19 protein-coding genes are annotated in these 17,081 nt (G+C 42.9%); 15 read left to right on the top strand and 4 right to left on the bottom strand.

Going from position 1 to position 17,081, the window contains the following annotated elements; genetic code table 11:
* Positions 1-94 precede the first annotated feature (94 nt).
* Positions 95-382 (top strand): YggT family protein, encoded by a 288-nt coding sequence (locus tag ACQY1Y_RS14720; RefSeq protein WP_002733084.1) that lies wholly within the window; start codon positions 95-97, stop codon positions 380-382.
* On the opposite strand, the gene ACQY1Y_RS14725 is transcribed toward ACQY1Y_RS14720, so the two are convergent.
* On the bottom strand, positions 379-819 hold the full coding sequence (locus tag ACQY1Y_RS14725; RefSeq protein ID WP_002732285.1) for a hypothetical protein: 441 nt from the start codon (positions 817-819) through the stop codon (positions 379-381). The genes ACQY1Y_RS14720 and ACQY1Y_RS14725 overlap by 4 nt on opposite strands.
* An 86-nt stretch (positions 820-905) precedes the next feature.
* Here ACQY1Y_RS14725 and ACQY1Y_RS14730 point away from each other — a divergent pair, with 86 nt between their 5' ends.
* The 8 genes from ACQY1Y_RS14730 to ACQY1Y_RS14765 all read left to right on the top strand — a co-directional run bounded on the left by ACQY1Y_RS14730 (position 906) and on the right by ACQY1Y_RS14765 (position 7,570).
* Entirely contained in the window at positions 906-1,499 is a 594-nt protein-coding gene (locus ACQY1Y_RS14730) for a hypothetical protein (RefSeq protein ID WP_409793881.1), read from the top strand.
* 63 nt (positions 1,500-1,562) lie between these two features.
* Positions 1,563-1,823, top strand: coding sequence for a glutaredoxin 3 (grxC, locus tag ACQY1Y_RS14735; protein WP_002763636.1), 261 nt, complete (start codon positions 1,563-1,565; stop codon positions 1,821-1,823).
* Between the two features lie 15 nt (positions 1,824-1,838).
* Complete coding sequence (gene gshB / locus ACQY1Y_RS14740; protein ID WP_430013035.1) at positions 1,839-2,813, top strand: glutathione synthase; 975 nt, start codon at positions 1,839-1,841, stop codon at positions 2,811-2,813.
* Between the two features lie 148 nt (positions 2,814-2,961).
* Positions 2,962-3,273 (top strand): DUF2499 domain-containing protein, encoded by a 312-nt coding sequence (locus ACQY1Y_RS14745; RefSeq protein WP_002734463.1) that lies wholly within the window; start codon positions 2,962-2,964, stop codon positions 3,271-3,273.
* A complete protein-coding gene (locus ACQY1Y_RS14750; RefSeq protein ID WP_430013036.1) occupies positions 3,266-3,592 on the top strand; it encodes a DUF3593 domain-containing protein in 327 nt (108 codons plus the stop codon). Before ACQY1Y_RS14745 ends, ACQY1Y_RS14750 begins: the two co-directional genes overlap by 8 nt.
* 304 nt (positions 3,593-3,896) lie before the next feature.
* Positions 3,897-5,119, top strand: a protein-coding gene (locus ACQY1Y_RS14755) for an ISAzo13-like element ISMae28 family transposase (protein WP_430013037.1) whose coding sequence is annotated in 2 segments (ribosomal slippage) — positions 3,897-4,377 and positions 4,377-5,119 — 1,224 coding nt in all. Because the reading frame shifts where the segments join, the coding sequence is not laid out codon by codon here.
* Positions 5,120-5,535: 416 nt separating this feature from the next.
* Positions 5,536-6,555, top strand: a complete 1,020-nt coding sequence (locus ACQY1Y_RS14760) for a glycosyltransferase (protein ID WP_193979746.1) — start codon at positions 5,536-5,538, stop codon at positions 6,553-6,555.
* A gap of 139 nt (positions 6,556-6,694) precedes the next feature.
* Positions 6,695-7,570 (top strand): Tab2/Atab2 family RNA-binding protein, encoded by an 876-nt coding sequence (locus ACQY1Y_RS14765; protein ID WP_430013038.1) that lies wholly within the window; start codon positions 6,695-6,697, stop codon positions 7,568-7,570.
* 44 nt (positions 7,571-7,614) lie between these two features.
* Here the strand turns inward: ACQY1Y_RS14765 and ACQY1Y_RS14770 are convergent, their stop codons facing one another.
* The 3 genes from ACQY1Y_RS14770 to ACQY1Y_RS14780 all read right to left on the bottom strand — a co-directional run bounded on the left by ACQY1Y_RS14770 (position 7,615) and on the right by ACQY1Y_RS14780 (position 13,982).
* Positions 7,615-9,084, bottom strand: a complete 1,470-nt coding sequence (locus tag ACQY1Y_RS14770; RefSeq protein ID WP_430013039.1) for a carotenoid oxygenase family protein — start codon at positions 9,082-9,084, stop codon at positions 7,615-7,617.
* Positions 9,085-9,181: 97 nt separating this feature from the next.
* On the bottom strand, positions 9,182-10,948 hold the full coding sequence (gene ltrA / locus ACQY1Y_RS14775; RefSeq protein WP_430014681.1) for a group II intron reverse transcriptase/maturase: 1,767 nt from the start codon (positions 10,946-10,948) through the stop codon (positions 9,182-9,184).
* 862 nt (positions 10,949-11,810) lie between these two features.
* Positions 11,811-13,982, bottom strand: coding sequence for a glutamine synthetase III (locus ACQY1Y_RS14780; protein WP_430013040.1), 2,172 nt, complete (start codon positions 13,980-13,982; stop codon positions 11,811-11,813).
* Between the two features lie 389 nt (positions 13,983-14,371).
* Here ACQY1Y_RS14780 and ACQY1Y_RS14785 point away from each other — a divergent pair, with 389 nt between their 5' ends.
* The 6 genes from ACQY1Y_RS14785 (at position 14,372) to ACQY1Y_RS14810 (ending at position 17,032) form a co-directional block, all read left to right on the top strand.
* A complete protein-coding gene (locus tag ACQY1Y_RS14785) occupies positions 14,372-15,091 on the top strand; it encodes a PEP-CTERM sorting domain-containing protein (RefSeq protein WP_430013041.1) in 720 nt (239 codons plus the stop codon).
* A 187-nt stretch (positions 15,092-15,278) separates the two neighbouring features.
* Positions 15,279-15,491 (top strand): type II toxin-antitoxin system HicB family antitoxin, encoded by a 213-nt coding sequence (locus tag ACQY1Y_RS14790; protein ID WP_002734412.1) that lies wholly within the window; start codon positions 15,279-15,281, stop codon positions 15,489-15,491.
* On the top strand, positions 15,488-15,712 hold the full coding sequence (locus ACQY1Y_RS14795; RefSeq protein ID WP_002733933.1) for a type II toxin-antitoxin system HicA family toxin: 225 nt from the start codon (positions 15,488-15,490) through the stop codon (positions 15,710-15,712). Before ACQY1Y_RS14790 ends, ACQY1Y_RS14795 begins: the two co-directional genes overlap by 4 nt.
* 77 nt (positions 15,713-15,789) lie before the next feature.
* Complete coding sequence (locus ACQY1Y_RS14800) at positions 15,790-16,062, top strand: hypothetical protein (RefSeq protein WP_002773681.1); 273 nt, start codon at positions 15,790-15,792, stop codon at positions 16,060-16,062.
* A 503-nt stretch (positions 16,063-16,565) separates the two neighbouring features.
* Complete coding sequence (locus tag ACQY1Y_RS14805; RefSeq protein WP_002753457.1) at positions 16,566-16,811, top strand: type II toxin-antitoxin system HicB family antitoxin; 246 nt, start codon at positions 16,566-16,568, stop codon at positions 16,809-16,811.
* The gene (locus ACQY1Y_RS14810; RefSeq protein WP_002732388.1) at positions 16,811-17,032 is read left to right on the top strand and encodes a type II toxin-antitoxin system HicA family toxin; all 222 of its coding nucleotides are present in this window, start codon (positions 16,811-16,813) and stop codon (positions 17,030-17,032) included. Before ACQY1Y_RS14805 ends, ACQY1Y_RS14810 begins: the two co-directional genes overlap by 1 nt.
* Positions 17,033-17,081 lie beyond the last annotated feature (49 nt).

Raw genomic sequence — 17,081 nt, forward strand, 5'->3', positions numbered from 1 at the left:
CTAAGATAGGACGGCGAGAGTAACTAAAGACGATTTTTTTGGTAAGATCAAAGCTAAACTAACCATCACGCCTTACTTGAGGAAAGATTTATTTATGAGCGATATAGGGTTTATTTTGACGATAATCAACAATTTCCTACAAATTTACTCGGTAATCCTAATTGTTAGGGTTTTACTGACTTGGTTCCAAAATGCCGGTTGGGCCTATCAGATTATGTCTTTTCTCAGTCCGATTACCGATCCCTATTTAAACCTCTTTCGCTCGATTATCCCACCCCTAGGCGGGATGGACTTGTCCCCGATTCTCGCGTTCCTGCTGCTCAACGTTGTTCAGAGTGTCGTAGCCACAGGGGCCAGCAGTCTGGTCAGCAGCGGTTTCTAAATCCGCGGATCCACACTACTGGTAAAACCGGAAGCTTTGAATTTTTCCAGTCGCAAGGGGGTTGGTTGATTGGTAGAAACAGAAATTCTGATCTCGAAATCACTAATCCCCGGCGGCACTTCGGGAATTGCCCCGACTCGGCTACGATTTTGTAAAGCCGGTTCCCCGTTAGCATCGTAAATCCGACCAAAAACATCGGCATCATAGACGGTTTTTCCAGAATTATTTTTAGCTTTGCCAGTGATTAAAAAACAATTAGCCGGAAAACTGGTTCCCCCACTGGTGACACTCCCCTCGGCTAATTCGGGGGGACAGTCTTTGTAAGATACATCTAATAGTTGAATTGGGGTCAAAGCTTGAGCAGTAGGGATGATAAGCAAGCTAGACAGCCAGAAAAGAACAGAAAGCAGCCAAACGGTGAGCGAGCGTGGTGTCATAGATGAGTGATTTTACGGTATGATTTCCCCAATACTTAGATTATCGTGGATCGTCACCCTTTGAAATCAGCTTTTTTAGGACTCTCATGGATCGAGATGAGATTGAAACCACTCTCAAAGCGGCTTTTCTCCAGTGTGAGGCTTTATTCTGTCCTCTCAATCAACAACAAAAAGAAATTTTGTTAGAGGTGTTTTTTGAGCGAAATTCCCTCGCTGATGGCAATCCCCTCGACGAATTAACATCTATGCAAAGGGAGATTTTACTGGAATTTATCCTCAAACAAGAACGGGAAAATTTAGCTTGGAAAAGTTCCCTCCTCAATGATTGGCTTAACGATCGCCCTTCCGGTGCGGTACAATTTATCCGCGATCAGTATGGCTTGGCTTGGTTGAACAGCATAAAACCGATTCATTGGCAAGAATATTTACAAAAATTAAGGTTAACCAGAGAAAAATTACAGGTAGGAGATGCGATCGAGGTGTCTAATGGATTATGGGAATGGATTCCCGCAGACGCTGCCGATAGTTGCGACTGGTTTCCCTGTGAGGTAATAGAAGTAAATGAAAGTGAGGATGACTCCCCCCCTGTTAGTTGCCGTATTCGCTTTCAAAACGGTGAAGAATGGGAAATACAAGGAATATATCGGTGGAATCGCCCTAATTGGCGTTTTCTGACCTGAAGGAAGATCACTGCTCGGTTATCGGCTAAAATTTAAGATATGTAAAGAAGGGAGATAAATTTTATGGCCGCTAATGTTGAGATCTATACTTGGAGTTCCTGTCCTTTCTGTATCCGCGCTAAAGCATTACTCAAGAAAAAAGGGGTGGAGTTTACCGAATATTGTATCGATGGCGATGAAGGAGCGCGAGCCAAAATGTCCGATCGCGCCAATGGCCGTACAAGTGTACCACAAATTTTCATAAACGATCAACACATCGGGGGCTGCGATGACATCTATGCTTTAGATAGAAGTGGTGGTTTAGCTCCCCTGTTGCAGAATTAAGGATAAAAACTATTAATGAAACTAGCCTTTATTATCGATCCGATCGAGTATTTAGATCCGGGCCATGATACCAGTGTAGCTATCATGGAAGCGTCCCAATTATTAGGACATGAAATCTGGATAACTTCCATCACGGCTCTCAGTGCAATTGCGGGAAAAGCTTGGGCAAAACTAACCAGAATTGAACTGGTTCCTGTGGAGTTAAAAGATAATCATTGGGTGGCTGTATCTCAATGGTATCAAAGACAAGAGACAGTTTTTACCTGCCTAGAAAACTTCGATTTTGTCTGGATGCGAAAAGACCCACCCGTGACAATTGCCTATCTTTATGCCACCTATTTATTAGACCTGATCGACCCACAAAAAACCCAAGTAATTAACTCAACTAGGGGTTTACGCCATGCCAACGAAAAGTTATATACTATTCACTTTGCTCAGGTAATGCCCGCTACAATTGTTTCCCAAGATAAAGCGACAATTAGGGAATTTGTCAATCAAAAAGGGGCGGCAGTTATGAAACCTTTAGGGGGGAAAGCAGGGGAGGGAATTTTATTTCTTAGTCCCGAAGATCGCAATCTCAATTCAATGATTGAAATTAGCACAAAATGGGGACAAGAACCGGTAATGATTCAAGATTATTTACCAGCTGCCAAAGAAGGAGATAAACGCATTATTGTCCTCAATGGTGAACCAATCGGGGCAGTTAATCGCATTCCCACTGGTTCAGAATTTCGCGGTAATATGGCGGTGGGTGGACGAGTGGCAAAAACAGAAATCACCGATCGAGAATTAGAAATCTGTGCCACTTTAGCCCCAAAATTACGAGAAGATGGCCTATATTTTGTCGGATTGGATGTGATTGGTGGCTACCTCACCGAAGTTAATGTCACCAGTCCCACCGGCATTCGCGAGATCGATCGATTAAACAATGTTAGCTTAGGTCAACAGGTGATTAAATGGCTAGAAAATCATTTGGGCAGCAGAGATTAGGGAGATGGGGAGTATTTTCATTGAACAGCAAACAGTAAACAGTAATCAGCGAAAAGACAGGAGAAAACTTCTATTTAATACTGCTCACTTAAAACTCAAATCTGATAACTGATAACTGATAACTGATAACTGTCTCCTATAGAAAATAATGAATGCTTTATCAATACCGACGTGGATAGTTCATGTATCGAGTGTCGTAGAATGGATAGCGGCGATCTGGTTAGTCTGGACCTATGGCGACATCAGTAGCGATCGATCGTGGCGAATGTTATCTTGGGGAATGTTACCCGCTTTAATTGGGGCCATGTGTGCCTGTACATGGCATTTTTTTGATAATATCAGTGCCTTATCCTGGTTAGTCACCCTACAGGCAGCCATGACTGTCTTAGGAAATTTTACCCTCTGTGCTGCCGGTTGGTGGCTGTGGCGTTCCAGTAAAATTAGCGTTAACAATGAATAAAGACAGTTTATTTGCCATTTCCCTGTTTCCCTATCTGGGGTTTCTTTGGTTTGTCACTCGTTCAGGAAAAATGCCCCGTTTAGCCCTAATTGGCTTTTATGTGCTGTTAATCTTCGTTTTTATCACCATTCCTGCCGGTATCTACGCCAAAATCCACTATGGCAAAGAATTAGCCAACGTCGATTGGTTACACGGCAGCGCCGAACTTTTCCTCACCCTCTCCAATATTCTCGTCGTCCTAGGTTTTCGTCAGGCAATTTTAGCCAAAAAGCAAACAGAGAAAGGGGAACAGGGAACAGGGAGCAGTGAACAGGGATAAGGGGTGTGGGGTGTGGGGTGTGGGGTGTGGGGTGTGGGGAAGTGGGGAAGTGGGGAAGTGGGAATTGGGGTGTAGGGTGTGGGGTGTGGGGAAGTGGGGAAGTGGGGAAGTGGGGTGTGGGGAGAATAAATAAAAATAATCTCCTGAATACTGAGGGACTTCCAAAAAATAAACTATTCATTCTCAAGAATAATAATCATTCTCGGAGTGTGGGAGGTAGGGATCGATGGTTGCCCCCTCCTTCCAATTTTGTAGTAGAATTAATCCTGTACATTATTAATCAAGTTTTTCTTTTTAAGAATATATGGAATTAACTGATTCCCTCAAGAAATTGCTCAGTGAAACTGCACTTCAATTAAAAGGTGCAGCTAAAAGAAGATTCATGGCGCAAACAGTCTTAGAATTAGGCTATGGGGGACAAACCCTTGCTGCACAGAAGTTAGGCTGGAATCGAACTACTATTCGTAAAGGAATTAAAGAACTAAAAAGAGGCATTATTTGTGTTGATAATCATTCAGCTAAGGGGCGGAAAAAAGCAGAAGAACATTTACCTTTTCTATTGGAAAACATCAAAAATTTAGTGGATTCTCAAAGCCAAACTGACCCAAGTTTTAAAAGCCAAAGGCTTTATGTGAGACTGAGTGCGGCCGAAGTCCGAAAGCAATTAATCTCTAAATATGGGTACAGTGATGAGGATTTACCGAGCGAGGAAACTATTCGGGTTAAATTAAATAACTTAGGTTATCGTCTGAAAAGAGTCGCTAAAGTTTTACCTCAAAAAAAATTCCAGAAACCGAGGCAATCTTTGAGGAATTAGCTAACATTAATCGGGAAGCGGATGAAGACCCTACGATGTTACGTCTTAGTTTAGATGCCAAAGCCCGTGTTAATATTGGACTGTTTGATCGAGGAGGTAAAAATAGAATAACTGTCGAAACAAACGATCATGATTTTAATCCGAAAACAACCCTAACCCCTTACGGAATATTTATTCCAGAATTTGATGAGTTGTTTTTGTATTTCACTACCTCCACAGTCACCAGTGACTTTATTGTTGATATATTAGAGGATTTCTGGGAATCTGAAAAATCTCGTTTTGAGAAAATTAAAACTTTGATAATTAATCAAGATAATGGATCAGAAAATAATTCGAGACGAACTCAGTTTATGAAACGTATAGTTGAGTTTTCCCAAAAATATCAAGTTAATATACGTTTAGCTTACTATCCCCCCTACCATAGTAAATATAATCCTATTGAACGAACCTGGGCTGTGTTAGAAAACCATTGGAATGGGAGTATTTTAGATGAAATCGAAACAGCTTTGAAATTCGCCCAAACTATGACTTGGAAAGGAAAACACCCGATTGTTAAGTTGATTACTGAAACTTACGAAAAAGGAGTAAAGCTTACTAAAAAAGCCATGGAAAAAATCGAAGAAAAAATCGAACGTCTCACAGAATCAACGAATCAAGACTTTCCCGATTTGGGGCAATGGTTTATTGATATTTATTATGATAAGACCTAGTTTGTAGTTAACTAAGATGGTTAGCTAAAAACTGTATTTGATTCTTTAACTTGTCCTTGTTATACTCGAAAAAGCTCGGAAGTATAAAAGTTTATGCTGCTATTTTTTTTTCGGAAAAATAGGTTGTAATGGGAGACTCTTTGTTTTCCTAGACAAAAATAATTACTTTTTCAAAAAAACACTTTTCTATTTTTTTGTTGGGTATTTTATTCTCTGGAAGTCCCTGACTCGGAGAATACTGACTCGGAGAATACTGTCTCGGAGAATACTGTCTCGGAGAATACTGTCTCGGAGAATACTGTCTCCTATCTCCTGTCTCCTGAATACTGACTCGGAGAATACTGTCTCCTGTCTCCTATCTCCTGATCACTGAATTGTGATACAATCGCCCCAAAACGTCCCCGCGTCAGTCAAATATGTCCCCGATTACACCGTCCATCAGTGTCAACGAACCAAACCCGCAGGCTGCCATCCAGACTTTATCGGTAGTGGTTCCCATTTATAACGAAGTGGACAGTATTCCCCATCTCGTCGAGAGTATCGCCTCGATTTTGCGTTCTTATCAAATTAACTACGAGATTATCTGTGTTGACGACGGTTCTAAGGACGGTTCCACCGAGATTTTAGCTAATTTAGCCAAAAATCGCGATGATCTCAAGGCGGTAATATTGCGACGCAACTACGGACAAACCCCGGCTATGGCTGCCGGATTTAATTATGCCACGGGACGGGTCATCATTACCCTCGACGGCGATTTACAGAACGATCCCAATGATATACCCCTATTATTGGCCAAATTAGAGGAAGGTTATGACCTCGTGAGTGGCTGGCGCAAAAATCGCCAAGATGACCAGGTAAAACGGCTTTTACCCTCAAAAATAGCTAATTGGCTAATAGCAAAGGTTACAGGGGTCAAATTACACGACTACGGTTGTTCTTTGAAAGCCTATCGAGCCGAATTAATCGCCGATATGAATCTCTACGGGGAATTACATCGCTTTTTACCCGCATTGGCTTTTATTGAAGGGGCAAAAATAACCGAAATTCCCGTTAATCACCACCCTAGACGGTTCGGACAGAGTAAATATGGTTTAGATCGCACAATTCGCGTTATTATGGACTTATTTACTGTCTTTTTTATGAAAAAGTTCCTCACCCGTCCGATGCACATTTTTGGACTCTACGGACTGTTATCCATGGTAGTGGGGATTATTTTAGGCACTTATCTGACTATTCTCAAACTCGGTTTCGGACAAGAAATCGGCGATCGACCTTTGTTAATCCTGGCCGTGTTATTCTTTTTAACTGGGGTACAATTACTCTGTTTTGGTCTTTTGGCAGAAATTTTGATGCGAACTTACCATGAATCCCAAAAACGTCCCATCTACCGCGTTCGTACTGTTGTCGGGAATAGGGGATTTTTCAGTGAGCAGTGAGCAGTAAACAGTAATCAGTAAACAGTAATCAGTGAAAAGACATCTCGGAACTTGCCACTTAATATTGTTCACTGAAAACTCAAATCTGATAACTGAATCACTGATAACTGATAACTGATAACTGATAACTGAAAAAAATATGACTATTTGGGAACTTGATTTTTATTCGCGGCCGGTGGTGGATGAAAATAATAAAAAAAGATGGGAATTATTAATCTGTGAAACTCCGGCAACAATCGATCGCTCCTCCGATACAATATTTAAATATGCCAGTTATTGTCCTAATACGATGGTTAATTCCCAATGGTTAGGAGAGGCAGTTACTGCAGCTATCAAGGCAGCGGGAGTAACTCCCAAAAAAATCCGCTTTTTCCGTCGTCAGATGAATAACATGATTAGCAAAGCTTGCGAGGATATCGGTATTCCCGCTTCCCCTAGTCGTCGCACTCATGCTTTAACTAGATGGATAGAAGAAAGAATGGTTAATTTCTACCCCCAAGAAGTTGGTTATGATCAAAATTTAACTAAAACTGCTTCCGTGAATTATCCTCCTTTAAATGCTGTTCCTCTTCCCGATGCTGTCCGGGGAGATAAGGCCGATAAATGGGCCTTTGTCACGCTAGAATTGTCTTCTTTTAATGATTTAAAAGATTGGGATATTAGCTTCGGAGAAAATTTGCCTATACTGGGAATGGGATTAGATGAGAATCTAAAAATCCCCGGTTTAGTTATTTTTTCCCCCCGCGCTTTGCCCCTAGCTGGTTGGATGTCAGGGTTAGAAATGGCCTATTTAAAGTTAGAAACTGGTTCCCGTCCCGTGCTACGTTTAGAAACGGGTGCTAGTGATAGCTGGATTCTCGTCAACGTCACTAATACCGAGACTTTAAACGAAGCCAAAAACTTTGAAGAAGCTAAACAAAAAGCCAATAATCTGCATTTTTTAGCCGTTCAATCTAACCCTGAATCGGAATCCTTCGCTGGTTTTTGGCTACTACAAGAAGGCTCTCAAGAGTAAAGTTTAGTGAGGGTGGGTTTTCAATCCACCCCCACAGAATTAACTTAAAAACATTGTCTAGTCCAACTACCGTGTAATCCGTAGGGAATATGATGTTTAAGATGGATAACTGCTAGGGAATTAGTGATATCTTTAACATCTAAGATTACCATATTCGATCGATGATTGGCTGCATCGTAGGTGACTACCAATAACCAACCATCATCTTCAGCGATTCCATCGGGTTTAGGCACAAAAATTGGCTCACCTGCGAATCCCCGGGGGGCAAAAGAATGTAATTGTTTTTCTCCTGTTAATAGGTCCAGTTTTAAGATTGCTTGCAAAGGAGCATTACCAGTGGCATGATGAGCGGCAGCGATGTATAAATAACGGTAATCTCGACCAACTTTTGCAGGATTAATGCTGGGAAACTCACAACAATGCTCTAGAATACATTCTCTTGTAACGGTATTTTCTGATAAATTTAGTGTAAATCGCCACAGATGTCCGGGAGCTAAACTATCAAAATCTACCGATTGAAAATTGCTATTTGAATCCAGTTGTGGTAAGGATTGATAACAAATAGAATCAATATAAATTTTCTCCCCTTGTTCAAAAGCATTGCTATGATGGAAGACAAAACCCGATGTAGTTTCTAAAACTTTCACTTCTCCTTTGTTAGTATCCCGGGGGATAATAATAATCTTAGTTAACTTGTCTGGTTGATTGATGACGCATTCTCCCGCACCTTTTAACCCAAAAAGAAAGGGAAAAGGATTATAACCAACCGGGTTTTGGAAAAAGATAGCGTAGTGGGGAGTAATAACAAAATCGTGGATAAAACAAAAGCCCGGTATGCTGTGGGTATGACGACGTAATAACTTACCCGTGGGACTAATTTCGTAGAGAGTAATGGCACTCGACAAACCCGTTTTGATGGCAAAATTTACCAGACATGGTTGATGATTATCGAAAATACAAGCGGGATCGATGCGAGGATGAGCGGCAAAAGCATCGCCTTTTTCCAAGATACCATCGAGGTAGTCTAAACCAATAGTATCAAGGGTTTTAGAATCGAGGCGATGGGGTTCGGCCGCTTCCCAAAGTGCCAGTAATTTATCACCCCAGTAGATAACATTAGTGTTAGCAATATTTTTCAGACGCAAATCAAAAGCATTGCCGAAAACTCCCCCCGGTTTTTTCGTGCCGAAAACACCGCGATAAAGGGGTTTTCCCGCTTTCTGTTCCTGGAGATAACCTTGGGTTTTAACAAAACGATTACGATAATGTACACGCCCATGATTGAAGCTAATCGCGCTGATCATACCATCTCCATCGAAGGGATGAGCGATCGCCGTGCCAGCGATATCGAGTAAACCAGGGCCGTTTTTAAAGACTGTACCCTGTAAATCGGGGGGAATTTGCCCCTCGATGTCTTCTACCTCGTAATCGTACTCGTTAGGTTGGGATTGATAGCCTTTTTGCCAATCCTGACGATTATAGGATTTTTCGCCAATTGTCGGAGTTAATACCATGGTAGTTTTAAGTTTATATTATTAGGGGTCGAGAAGGTCGTCACCGACCTCCCCTCCCATTCAGAACCGTGCGTGAGACTTTCACCTCACACGGCTCCTAGTTTGTTTGTTCCCTTGTTAAGGATACAGCTTGACTTCTTTTGGTTAACCTTGTATTATCTAGGTTGACTGTTGATGTCAAACCAGATGATTTTAGGCTTCCATCAGATGCCGATTTATCATCGTGACAGTGGCGGTGTAGTAATTGAAGGTTTTTATATTCATCCTTTCCGCCTAAGCTGAGAGGGTGAATGTGGTCAACTTCAATTAAATCCGATGGTGTGAAATACTGCCCACATCGGCTACACTTGCCTTGTTGCTTCTTAAGTAGTTTGGCTACTCTTGTCGGTGTGTCGATTGCTTGTCCTCGTCTGGTCGCCCAGTAAGTCCAATTTCCGTCGTAAGGTGAAGTTTCGGGGCGTACTAGGGTATGTCTGACAATTGGTGTCCAATTATGTTGCCATAAATGAAGACCATCTTTGGTCTTAAATAACCAAGATTCTTGCCTTTCTTTCCCATTGCTGAGTTTAACTGTACCCGGTCTAAAGTAGTTTCTCAGCTTTTCGTGGTTTGATTTACCGCATCTTGATACTGTCCATGCCCTTAACATTAACCAGATTGTATTGTCTAGTTTATTGAAGGTATCTGTGGATACTACTCCTGAGTAGTAGTTAGCCCAACCTCTAATGATTGGGTTTAAGTGACTAATCAGGGCTGATTGAGGTGCTGTTTTGTGTTTTTTGATTACACCTTTAATCGCTTCTGTGTGGGCTTTAACTGCTTTTTGGCTAGGTTTAATATGTGTTAGAAATGTTTTGGGTATTCCTTTATATATTTTCCCTGCTTTGTATTTTCCTGCTGGGTATTGCCTGATATTGAATCCTAGAAAATCAAAACCGGGTTCTTCAGTTTTCCCATTGTACTCAATGGGGTTGAGTGTATGAGACACTCTGGTTTTTTCTGGTTTGAGTTCTAATCCAATTGGTTTTAACCATTCAGAAATGGCAGTTTGGCACTGTTCAATGATTTCGAGTGATGGTGAAATCACCACAAAGTCATCGGCGTATCTTATTAGAACAGCTTGAGTTTTACTACCCTTTTTGGGGAATAGTGTTTCAATTAATCTTGCCATTCCATCCAGTGCGATGTTGGCTAGTAGTGGACTTATTACCCCTCCTTGTGGTGTCCCTGTTTCTGTTTCTTCAAATACGCCATTATCCAATACTCCTGCTTTGAGCCATTGTTTAATGTCTCTTTTCAAGGCAGTGGGACAATGAATTTTTGACAGTAGGAAGTTGTGATTAATTCGGTCAAAACACTTGGCAATATCAGCATCTAATACGAAGTAGCTACTTTTATTGATGCTAAGGTATATCCTCGATATTGCATCATGGGCAGACCTTCCGGGTCGAAAACCGTAGCTGGTTTCTTCCATTTTTGACTCCCATTCTGGTTCGAGTGCCGATTTAATCAACGCTTGTCTAGCTCTGTCTTTGATGGTTGGTATTCCTAGTGGACGTTTTTCATCCCTGCCGGGTTTAGGAATCCATACCCTTCTTAACGGTTTTGCTTTAAGTTTTCCCTTGATTTCTTCGGTTAGATTTAGCCTTTGTTCTGGGGATATTGCTATCACTCCATCGACTCCTGCTGTTTTCTTTCCTTGATTATCTTGGGTTACTTTGCGAACTGCTAATAGACGAGCATAGTATGATTTCACCAATAGACGTTGCAACCTTCTAACCTTTGCATCCTGTCCCGATTTAGCCGCTTGGTATATCCTCTTTTGGAGCTTGAAAACATATCTTTGGATTTTACCCCAATTGATAGCTTTCCATACATTCGTAGTCTTAGTGGTTTTCGGTTTCCCGAACCCTTTACCTTCTCAAGGGTTTCGTCATATAGACTCCTACTAGACTCTATCCTTACAATCAAACCGTAACCTGTGAGCATATCCCGACTATTACCGTCAGGCGTTGGCTTTTGGTTACATCTCACACCCTTGAAGGCTTGCGCTTACACTTGTCACTACTGAGTATTTCGACCGATACTCAGAGCCTGAAAGGGCTTATCACGTTCCGTTTATATGGGCATTCCATCTTTAGATTTGTCCTATCCATCGGGGTACTTTTAAAGGTCTGTGTAAGTGAGTTAGTAAATTCCTTACTTTTCCCCTTGTTCTTTTGAACGCAGTGTATCAACCTATTTCACTACTAGCTAATTACGATGGTTCAGGTCGGACATTCGGTTCACACCTAATCATGGATGGTTGGCAGTGGTCTCGATTCTGGTGTTAGGTTACACCTCGGAGCCTTCCGTTCCCCGCTTCAGTCCCAGAATTGTGATTTCTGAATCTGGGGGTGGCTATCGCCGTTACTCTCACCTTTGTAACAATTTGTGAATAATTGTTACAAAGTGTATTGACCTTGAGTCCCTTTGCCTAGTTTGGTATCACGTTGATACTAAACGTCGGGACATATAAACAGTTATAAGGCTGGTCTGGGTTGACCTGTTAGATTCAGTCAGGGGACTGAAGACCTTACTAGGCGGTTATTTCGGGCATTTCAGCTCTATTTCATGCCTAAACGTTTCGCACTACTTTTCTTAACATAACTTAAAACTACCAGAGATAAAAAGAAGGGGGTGGCCAATCATTTTTTCAGCCCATTTACCCCCTCCTTGTCGTCATGTTATTTAACAAACAACATTTCTTGATAGGTAGGTAGGGGCCAGAAATTGTCGGCCACTTCTCCTTCCAGCGTGTCAGCATATTCGCGCACCTTATCCATCAAGGGACGGATTGTTTGAGCGGAATGCTGCATATGTTCCTCGATCGAGTCAAAATCGTGTTTAGCAATGGCCTCACTCAGTTTGGCAACGCTATCCATCATTAACTTAATCAGATTCGAGACGGTTTGGGCGTTTTCCTTATTGATCTCGATGCCGATCGCCGCCGCATTAGAGATCGCCAAAGACAATTCCGACAAGTAGCGAACAGCAGCCGGATAAATAATCGTTTTAGCCATACTCACCACCAGTTTCGCCTCCACTTCGATGGCCAGCAAATACTGTTCCGCATAGACATCAAAACGACTTTCCAGTTCAACGGGGGTAAGCACACCCATGCGGGTAAACAGTTCTTCGATATAATCGGCCCTCAGCACGGGTAAAGCATCGGCAGTGGTGCGGAGATTAGCTAAACCGCGCTCTTCTACCGCCATTTTGTGCCATTCCGGGGAATATCCGTTACCTCCAAAGATCACATTTCTGTGTTTGTCCATGATCTCCTTGAGAACACCCTGGGCAGCAGTATTGAGATCTTCCCCAGCTTTCATCCGGCTTTCTAGGTTATCCGCCACCCAAGTCAGGGAATCGGCTAGAATCGTGTTCATCGCCACCAGCGGCCCAGACACTGACTGATTAGAACCCACAGCGCGGAATTCAAAGCGATTGCCCGTAAAAGCAAAAGGAGAGGTACGATTGCGATCGCCCGGATCCTTGGGGAATACCGGCAGGGTATCGACACCGAGATCCATCAACCCCGGAGCATCAGAACCCTCAATTCGGCCTTGACTAATTTGGTCGAATACCTTTTCTAACTGGCTGCCCAAATATACGGAAATAATGGCGGGAGGAGCTTCATTTGCCCCCAAACGGTGATCATTGCTGGCGGTAGCCACCACTGCGCGTAAAAGCGGCCCGTACTTGTGAACGCCACGAATCACCGCCCCACAGAATAACAAAAACTGCATATTAGCGTGGGGAGTATCGCCCGGATCCAACAAATTGCCCTGGGTGGCGTTGCCGACAGACCAGTTAACGTGTTTTCCCGAACCATTAATTCCCGCAAAGGGTTTTTCGTGCAGTAGGCAAACAAAACCGTGTTTTTTAGCCGTACTTTTCAGCAAAGTCATAATTAACTGCTGATGGTCACTGGCCACGTTAGCGGCCTCGAAAAAGGGGGCAATCTCGAACTGTCCGGGGGCGACTTCATTATGGCGAGTTTTGGCCGGAATGCCGAGGCGATACATTCTTTCCTCTACTTCCTGCATAAACACCTGAACCCGTTCGGGAATCGCGCCAAAATAATGATCGTCGAACTGTTGACCCTTGGCGGCGGGTTTACCAAATAGGGTGCGACCGGTGAGCAGTAAATCGGGGCGACTATGGGCAAAATGAGCATCGACTAGGAAATATTCCTGTTCAGCACCGCAGCTGGAGTTAACGGGGGCGACTTCCGTATGTCCTAATAGTTTAAGCACCCTGGTGGCGGCTTTACTCATCGATGAAATCGAACGTAAAAGCGGCGTTTTTTTGTCGAGGGCCTCTCCTGTCCAAGAGATGAAAACCGTGGGGATACACAGGGTGACACCATTATCCGTCTCCATGACGTAGGCCGGACTGGTGACATCCCAAGCGGTGTAACCCCGCGCTTCAAAAGTGGAGCGAAGTCCGCCGTTAGGAAAGGAAGACCCGTCCGGTTCCCCCTGTACTAAGACTTTGCCCGTAAATTCTGTGATCACTGAACCGTCGCTCTGCACGGAGATAAAACCATCGTGTTTTTCGGCGGTGGCGTTGGTCATCGGATAGAAGACGTGAGCATAGTACAGCGCCCCTTTGGACGTGGCCCAATCCTTCATCGCAGCCGCTACCGCACTGGCGATGGAAACGTCTAATTTTCCCCCGGTTAAAATCGTGTTTTTGACCGATTTGAATACGTCTTTGGGAAGACTGGCCTGCATTTTGCTCAGGGTAAAGACATCGGTTGCCCAGAGGGCCTCTAAACGCTGAGGAATTTTGCTAGGTAGGGGTTTACGGTCCGTTACTTGAGAGATAGCTTGAACACGCGTTCCATAACTCATAAGTATTTTTCCTATTGTTTTGTGTCGTGGATGAAGGGTTACTTTACTTAGGCGATGACAAGTTTCCTACTAACTTTGATGTTGAATTCCGGTCAGAGGCTATTCTCCGCTTAATAATTTTGATCCCACGGCACAAGCTTCTCTGCGGTTTTTATCTGCTTGCGCCGGCCTCTTTTCCGATCAATTAGCAACACCAGCCTTAATCTTAAGAACAGATGATCGAGAGATTTGTATCAAACATTACAAATATCCTAAACCCGATCTTCCCCAAGCGATCGCACTGAGAAAACGGGTTTCTTTGAGAAACCCGTTTTCTGGACTTAAAAAAGCGATATTTGACAAAAATCGGGGGGGGGTAAAATGCTGGTGGAATTTGCCCAAAATTGCCCATGAATTTTACAACTAACTTCAAATCTCTCTCTCTGGCTGGTGTTGTCTTCGCTGGCACAGTTAGCGCGATCGCTGGAATGACTATCCTCCCCGTCCAAGCGCTGCCGATCATCTACAATCCCACTCCAACCTTAACGCTTAATGCAGGCACTGCTACTCCCACGATTGGAGCCTTAGTCAACACTGCCAACGGCAATGGGTTGACTGGACCTGGAAACGCTTTGCAGCAACAGCACGTCGGAGGTACCGATTTGTCTAATTTCTGGGGAGTACGTTTAGAAATCGGGACAACTCCTGCTGATGTCAATCTTGATTTTGATTTTGGCAGTTCTGTGTTCTTAGATACCTTGGCTTTGTGGAATTACAACGCTTTTAATACCACAGCTACTGATCGCGGAATCAAGGATTTCACACTAATTCTCTCCAATAACTCCGACTTTAGCAGTCCAGTTTATGTATCAGGAACCCTAACACTTCCCGAAGGCACTTCGAACAACATACCTGCCACACTTTTTTCCTTTCCTTTAATTCAAGCCCAATATGCTAGAATTGATGTAGCAAACAATTGGTTCGTTGGTTGGACAGCACCAGGGCCTATTGGTCTCTCTGAAGTTCGCTTTGCCCAGACTGTTACTGTTCCTGAATCAAGTTCTGGCTTAGGTTTGCTGGCTTTAGGCTTACTGGGGGCGGGAGCGGCATTTAGGCGCCATTGGAACTGAGAAAACGGGTTTCTTTGAGAAGAAAAGGGGTTTCTTTGAGAAACCCCTTTTCTGAACTTTTGGCAGATCGCCTTAATTATGGAATTAGTTGGATTACAATTAGTTTAAGTGCCATTGGAACTGAGAAAACGGGTTTCTTTGAGAAACCCGTTTTCTGGAACAATCAATTCAAAGCAAGGACAAACCCATGAAATATCGCGTCTTAATTGAGCAAGATGAAGATGGCATTTATGTGGCTGAAGTTCCCTCCCTACCCGGCTGTATTTCTCAAGGCAATACCCGGGAAGAGTTACTCGCCAACATTCAGGAAGCAATTGCTTTATATCTAGAAAGCCTAGAAGCGCACAATGAACCGATTCCACCACCAATTTCTGAGGAACTGGTAGAGGTTAAATTATGAGTGAACTCCCTCCTATCGCTGGTCGCCAAGTCGTTAAAGCACTGGGCAAGATTGGCTACGAATTAGATCGGCAGCGAGGAAGTCATATCATACTCAGACAAAAAGCCTATCCCTATCGACGCATCACCATCCCTGACCATCGAGAAGTCGCTAAGGGAACGCTGAGATCTATCATTCGTCAAGCGGGATTGACAGTGGCAGAGTTTAAAACTCTCCTTTAGCTTAATTTGCCAGAGTCGAAACAACCGCTCATAAATCGCCAATTCAAAAATATACTATTAAACAATGTAAACGCTATATGAGTCAATCTGCTACTGCAATCAATACTAAACTAATTGATTCCCTTGCTCAAATTATCCTTTCTTTAACTGACGAAGAACAACAGCTTCTCCTACAAAAAATTCAGCATCCAGCCTTATCTGATGTCGATTTTCATCAAGGTTTTCCCTTTGATGTTCAAATTCCTAATACAGAAACGCTCGCCGCCATTGAAGAAGTAGAAAAACATCCTGAGCGTCTTAAGCGTTATACTAGCGTTGGGCAGATGTTCGAGGATTGGAACAGTGATTAAGACAACCCAAGTGCCGATTCCTGCCTTGATGCGTAGTGTCGAAGAAATTAAACTTGAATGGAGTTAAATATGGATTTTGTTCCTCAGCTTCCCCGGGATTCTGATCAACTTAAGCAAACTTTGGCAAAAGCACACCGCAATTGTCAAGAGATGGAATGGCTCTTCTCGACTTTGTGTGATAATTTTTGCTTATAGAATCGTGAAATGTTGACGGAGAAAGACTTTTACGACTATTTTGCCGAAGAAACTATCAGTATAGGCTTCGTTTCCACACAGAAACCGGAAGAGCCATGGAATTAGTTGGATTACAATGAGAAGAAGCGATTAGTCGCTTAGAAGCGGAAAATCGTCAAAGACGAAGACAACAGCTAGAAAACCTAGAAAACGGGTTTCTCAAAGAAACCCGTTTTCTGGAGAAAAATGGCAAAATTATCGCCAGAGTCAAAACAACTGATCATCAAATCGACAATCTTCGAGACAATCACCGAGCTTTATTCCTGTCAATGATGCTAACAAAATATCTAAAACAAGCAATGGAACTGGCAACCTATGAAGTTCTAGAAGACGGTACTTTTTATGGAGAAATTCCGGGATTTGAGGGAGTATATGCTAATGAAACAACCCTCGAAGCTACTAAGGAACAGTTACAGGAAGTTTTGGAAGGCTGGGTTATTTTAGGACTACGCTTACAGCATCAGTTACCGATTGTTGACGGTATCAATCTAACCCCTCAACAAAAAATCGCCTGATGCCACCTTTTGCCCCCATCAAAAGGAAAGAGTTAATTCGCCAGTTGAGAAAGCTGGGATTTTCTGGTCCTCTGGTAGGAGGAAATCATCAATATATGGTGCAGGGAAAGTTAAAAATCTGGATTCCTAATCCACACCAAGGAGATATCAGTAAAAGCTTGCTGGCTAAAATTTTACAACAAGCAAATATTAGTAGAGAAGAATGGGAAAAATTACGTTAAACAATTCTGTCTTGGAAAAGTTAAAAACTGTTCTCAATTGAGCAAGATG

The sequence above is a fragment of the Microcystis ichthyoblabe FBCC-A1114 genome (genome assembly GCF_050500245.1).
GTDB lineage: Bacteria > Cyanobacteriota > Cyanobacteriia > Cyanobacteriales > Microcystaceae > Microcystis > Microcystis ichthyoblabe_A.

Coding starts and splice junctions, on each gene's coding strand:
- gshB (WP_430013035.1), top strand. CDS start 1,839: ATGAAACTAGCCTTTATTATCGATCCGATCGAGTATTTAGATCCGGGC.
- ACQY1Y_RS14770 (WP_430013039.1), bottom strand. CDS start 9,084: ATGGTATTAACTCCGACAATTGGCGAAAAATCCTATAATCGTCAGGAT.
- ACQY1Y_RS14765 (WP_430013038.1), top strand. CDS start 6,695: ATGACTATTTGGGAACTTGATTTTTATTCGCGGCCGGTGGTGGATGAA.
- ACQY1Y_RS14780 (WP_430013040.1), bottom strand. CDS start 13,982: ATGAGTTATGGAACGCGTGTTCAAGCTATCTCTCAAGTAACGGACCGT.
- ACQY1Y_RS14805 (WP_002753457.1), top strand. CDS start 16,566: ATGATGCTAACAAAATATCTAAAACAAGCAATGGAACTGGCAACCTAT.
- ACQY1Y_RS14745 (WP_002734463.1), top strand. CDS start 2,962: ATGAATGCTTTATCAATACCGACGTGGATAGTTCATGTATCGAGTGTC.
- ACQY1Y_RS14785 (WP_430013041.1), top strand. CDS start 14,372: ATGAATTTTACAACTAACTTCAAATCTCTCTCTCTGGCTGGTGTTGTC.
- ACQY1Y_RS14795 (WP_002733933.1), top strand. CDS start 15,488: ATGAGTGAACTCCCTCCTATCGCTGGTCGCCAAGTCGTTAAAGCACTG.
- ACQY1Y_RS14725 (WP_002732285.1), bottom strand. CDS start 819: ATGACACCACGCTCGCTCACCGTTTGGCTGCTTTCTGTTCTTTTCTGG.
- grxC (WP_002763636.1), top strand. CDS start 1,563: ATGGCCGCTAATGTTGAGATCTATACTTGGAGTTCCTGTCCTTTCTGT.
- ACQY1Y_RS14810 (WP_002732388.1), top strand. CDS start 16,811: ATGCCACCTTTTGCCCCCATCAAAAGGAAAGAGTTAATTCGCCAGTTG.
- ACQY1Y_RS14720 (WP_002733084.1), top strand. CDS start 95: ATGAGCGATATAGGGTTTATTTTGACGATAATCAACAATTTCCTACAA.
- ACQY1Y_RS14730 (WP_409793881.1), top strand. CDS start 906: ATGGATCGAGATGAGATTGAAACCACTCTCAAAGCGGCTTTTCTCCAG.
- ACQY1Y_RS14760 (WP_193979746.1), top strand. CDS start 5,536: ATGTCCCCGATTACACCGTCCATCAGTGTCAACGAACCAAACCCGCAG.
- ACQY1Y_RS14790 (WP_002734412.1), top strand. CDS start 15,279: ATGAAATATCGCGTCTTAATTGAGCAAGATGAAGATGGCATTTATGTG.
- ACQY1Y_RS14750 (WP_430013036.1), top strand. CDS start 3,266: ATGAATAAAGACAGTTTATTTGCCATTTCCCTGTTTCCCTATCTGGGG.
- ACQY1Y_RS14800 (WP_002773681.1), top strand. CDS start 15,790: ATGAGTCAATCTGCTACTGCAATCAATACTAAACTAATTGATTCCCTT.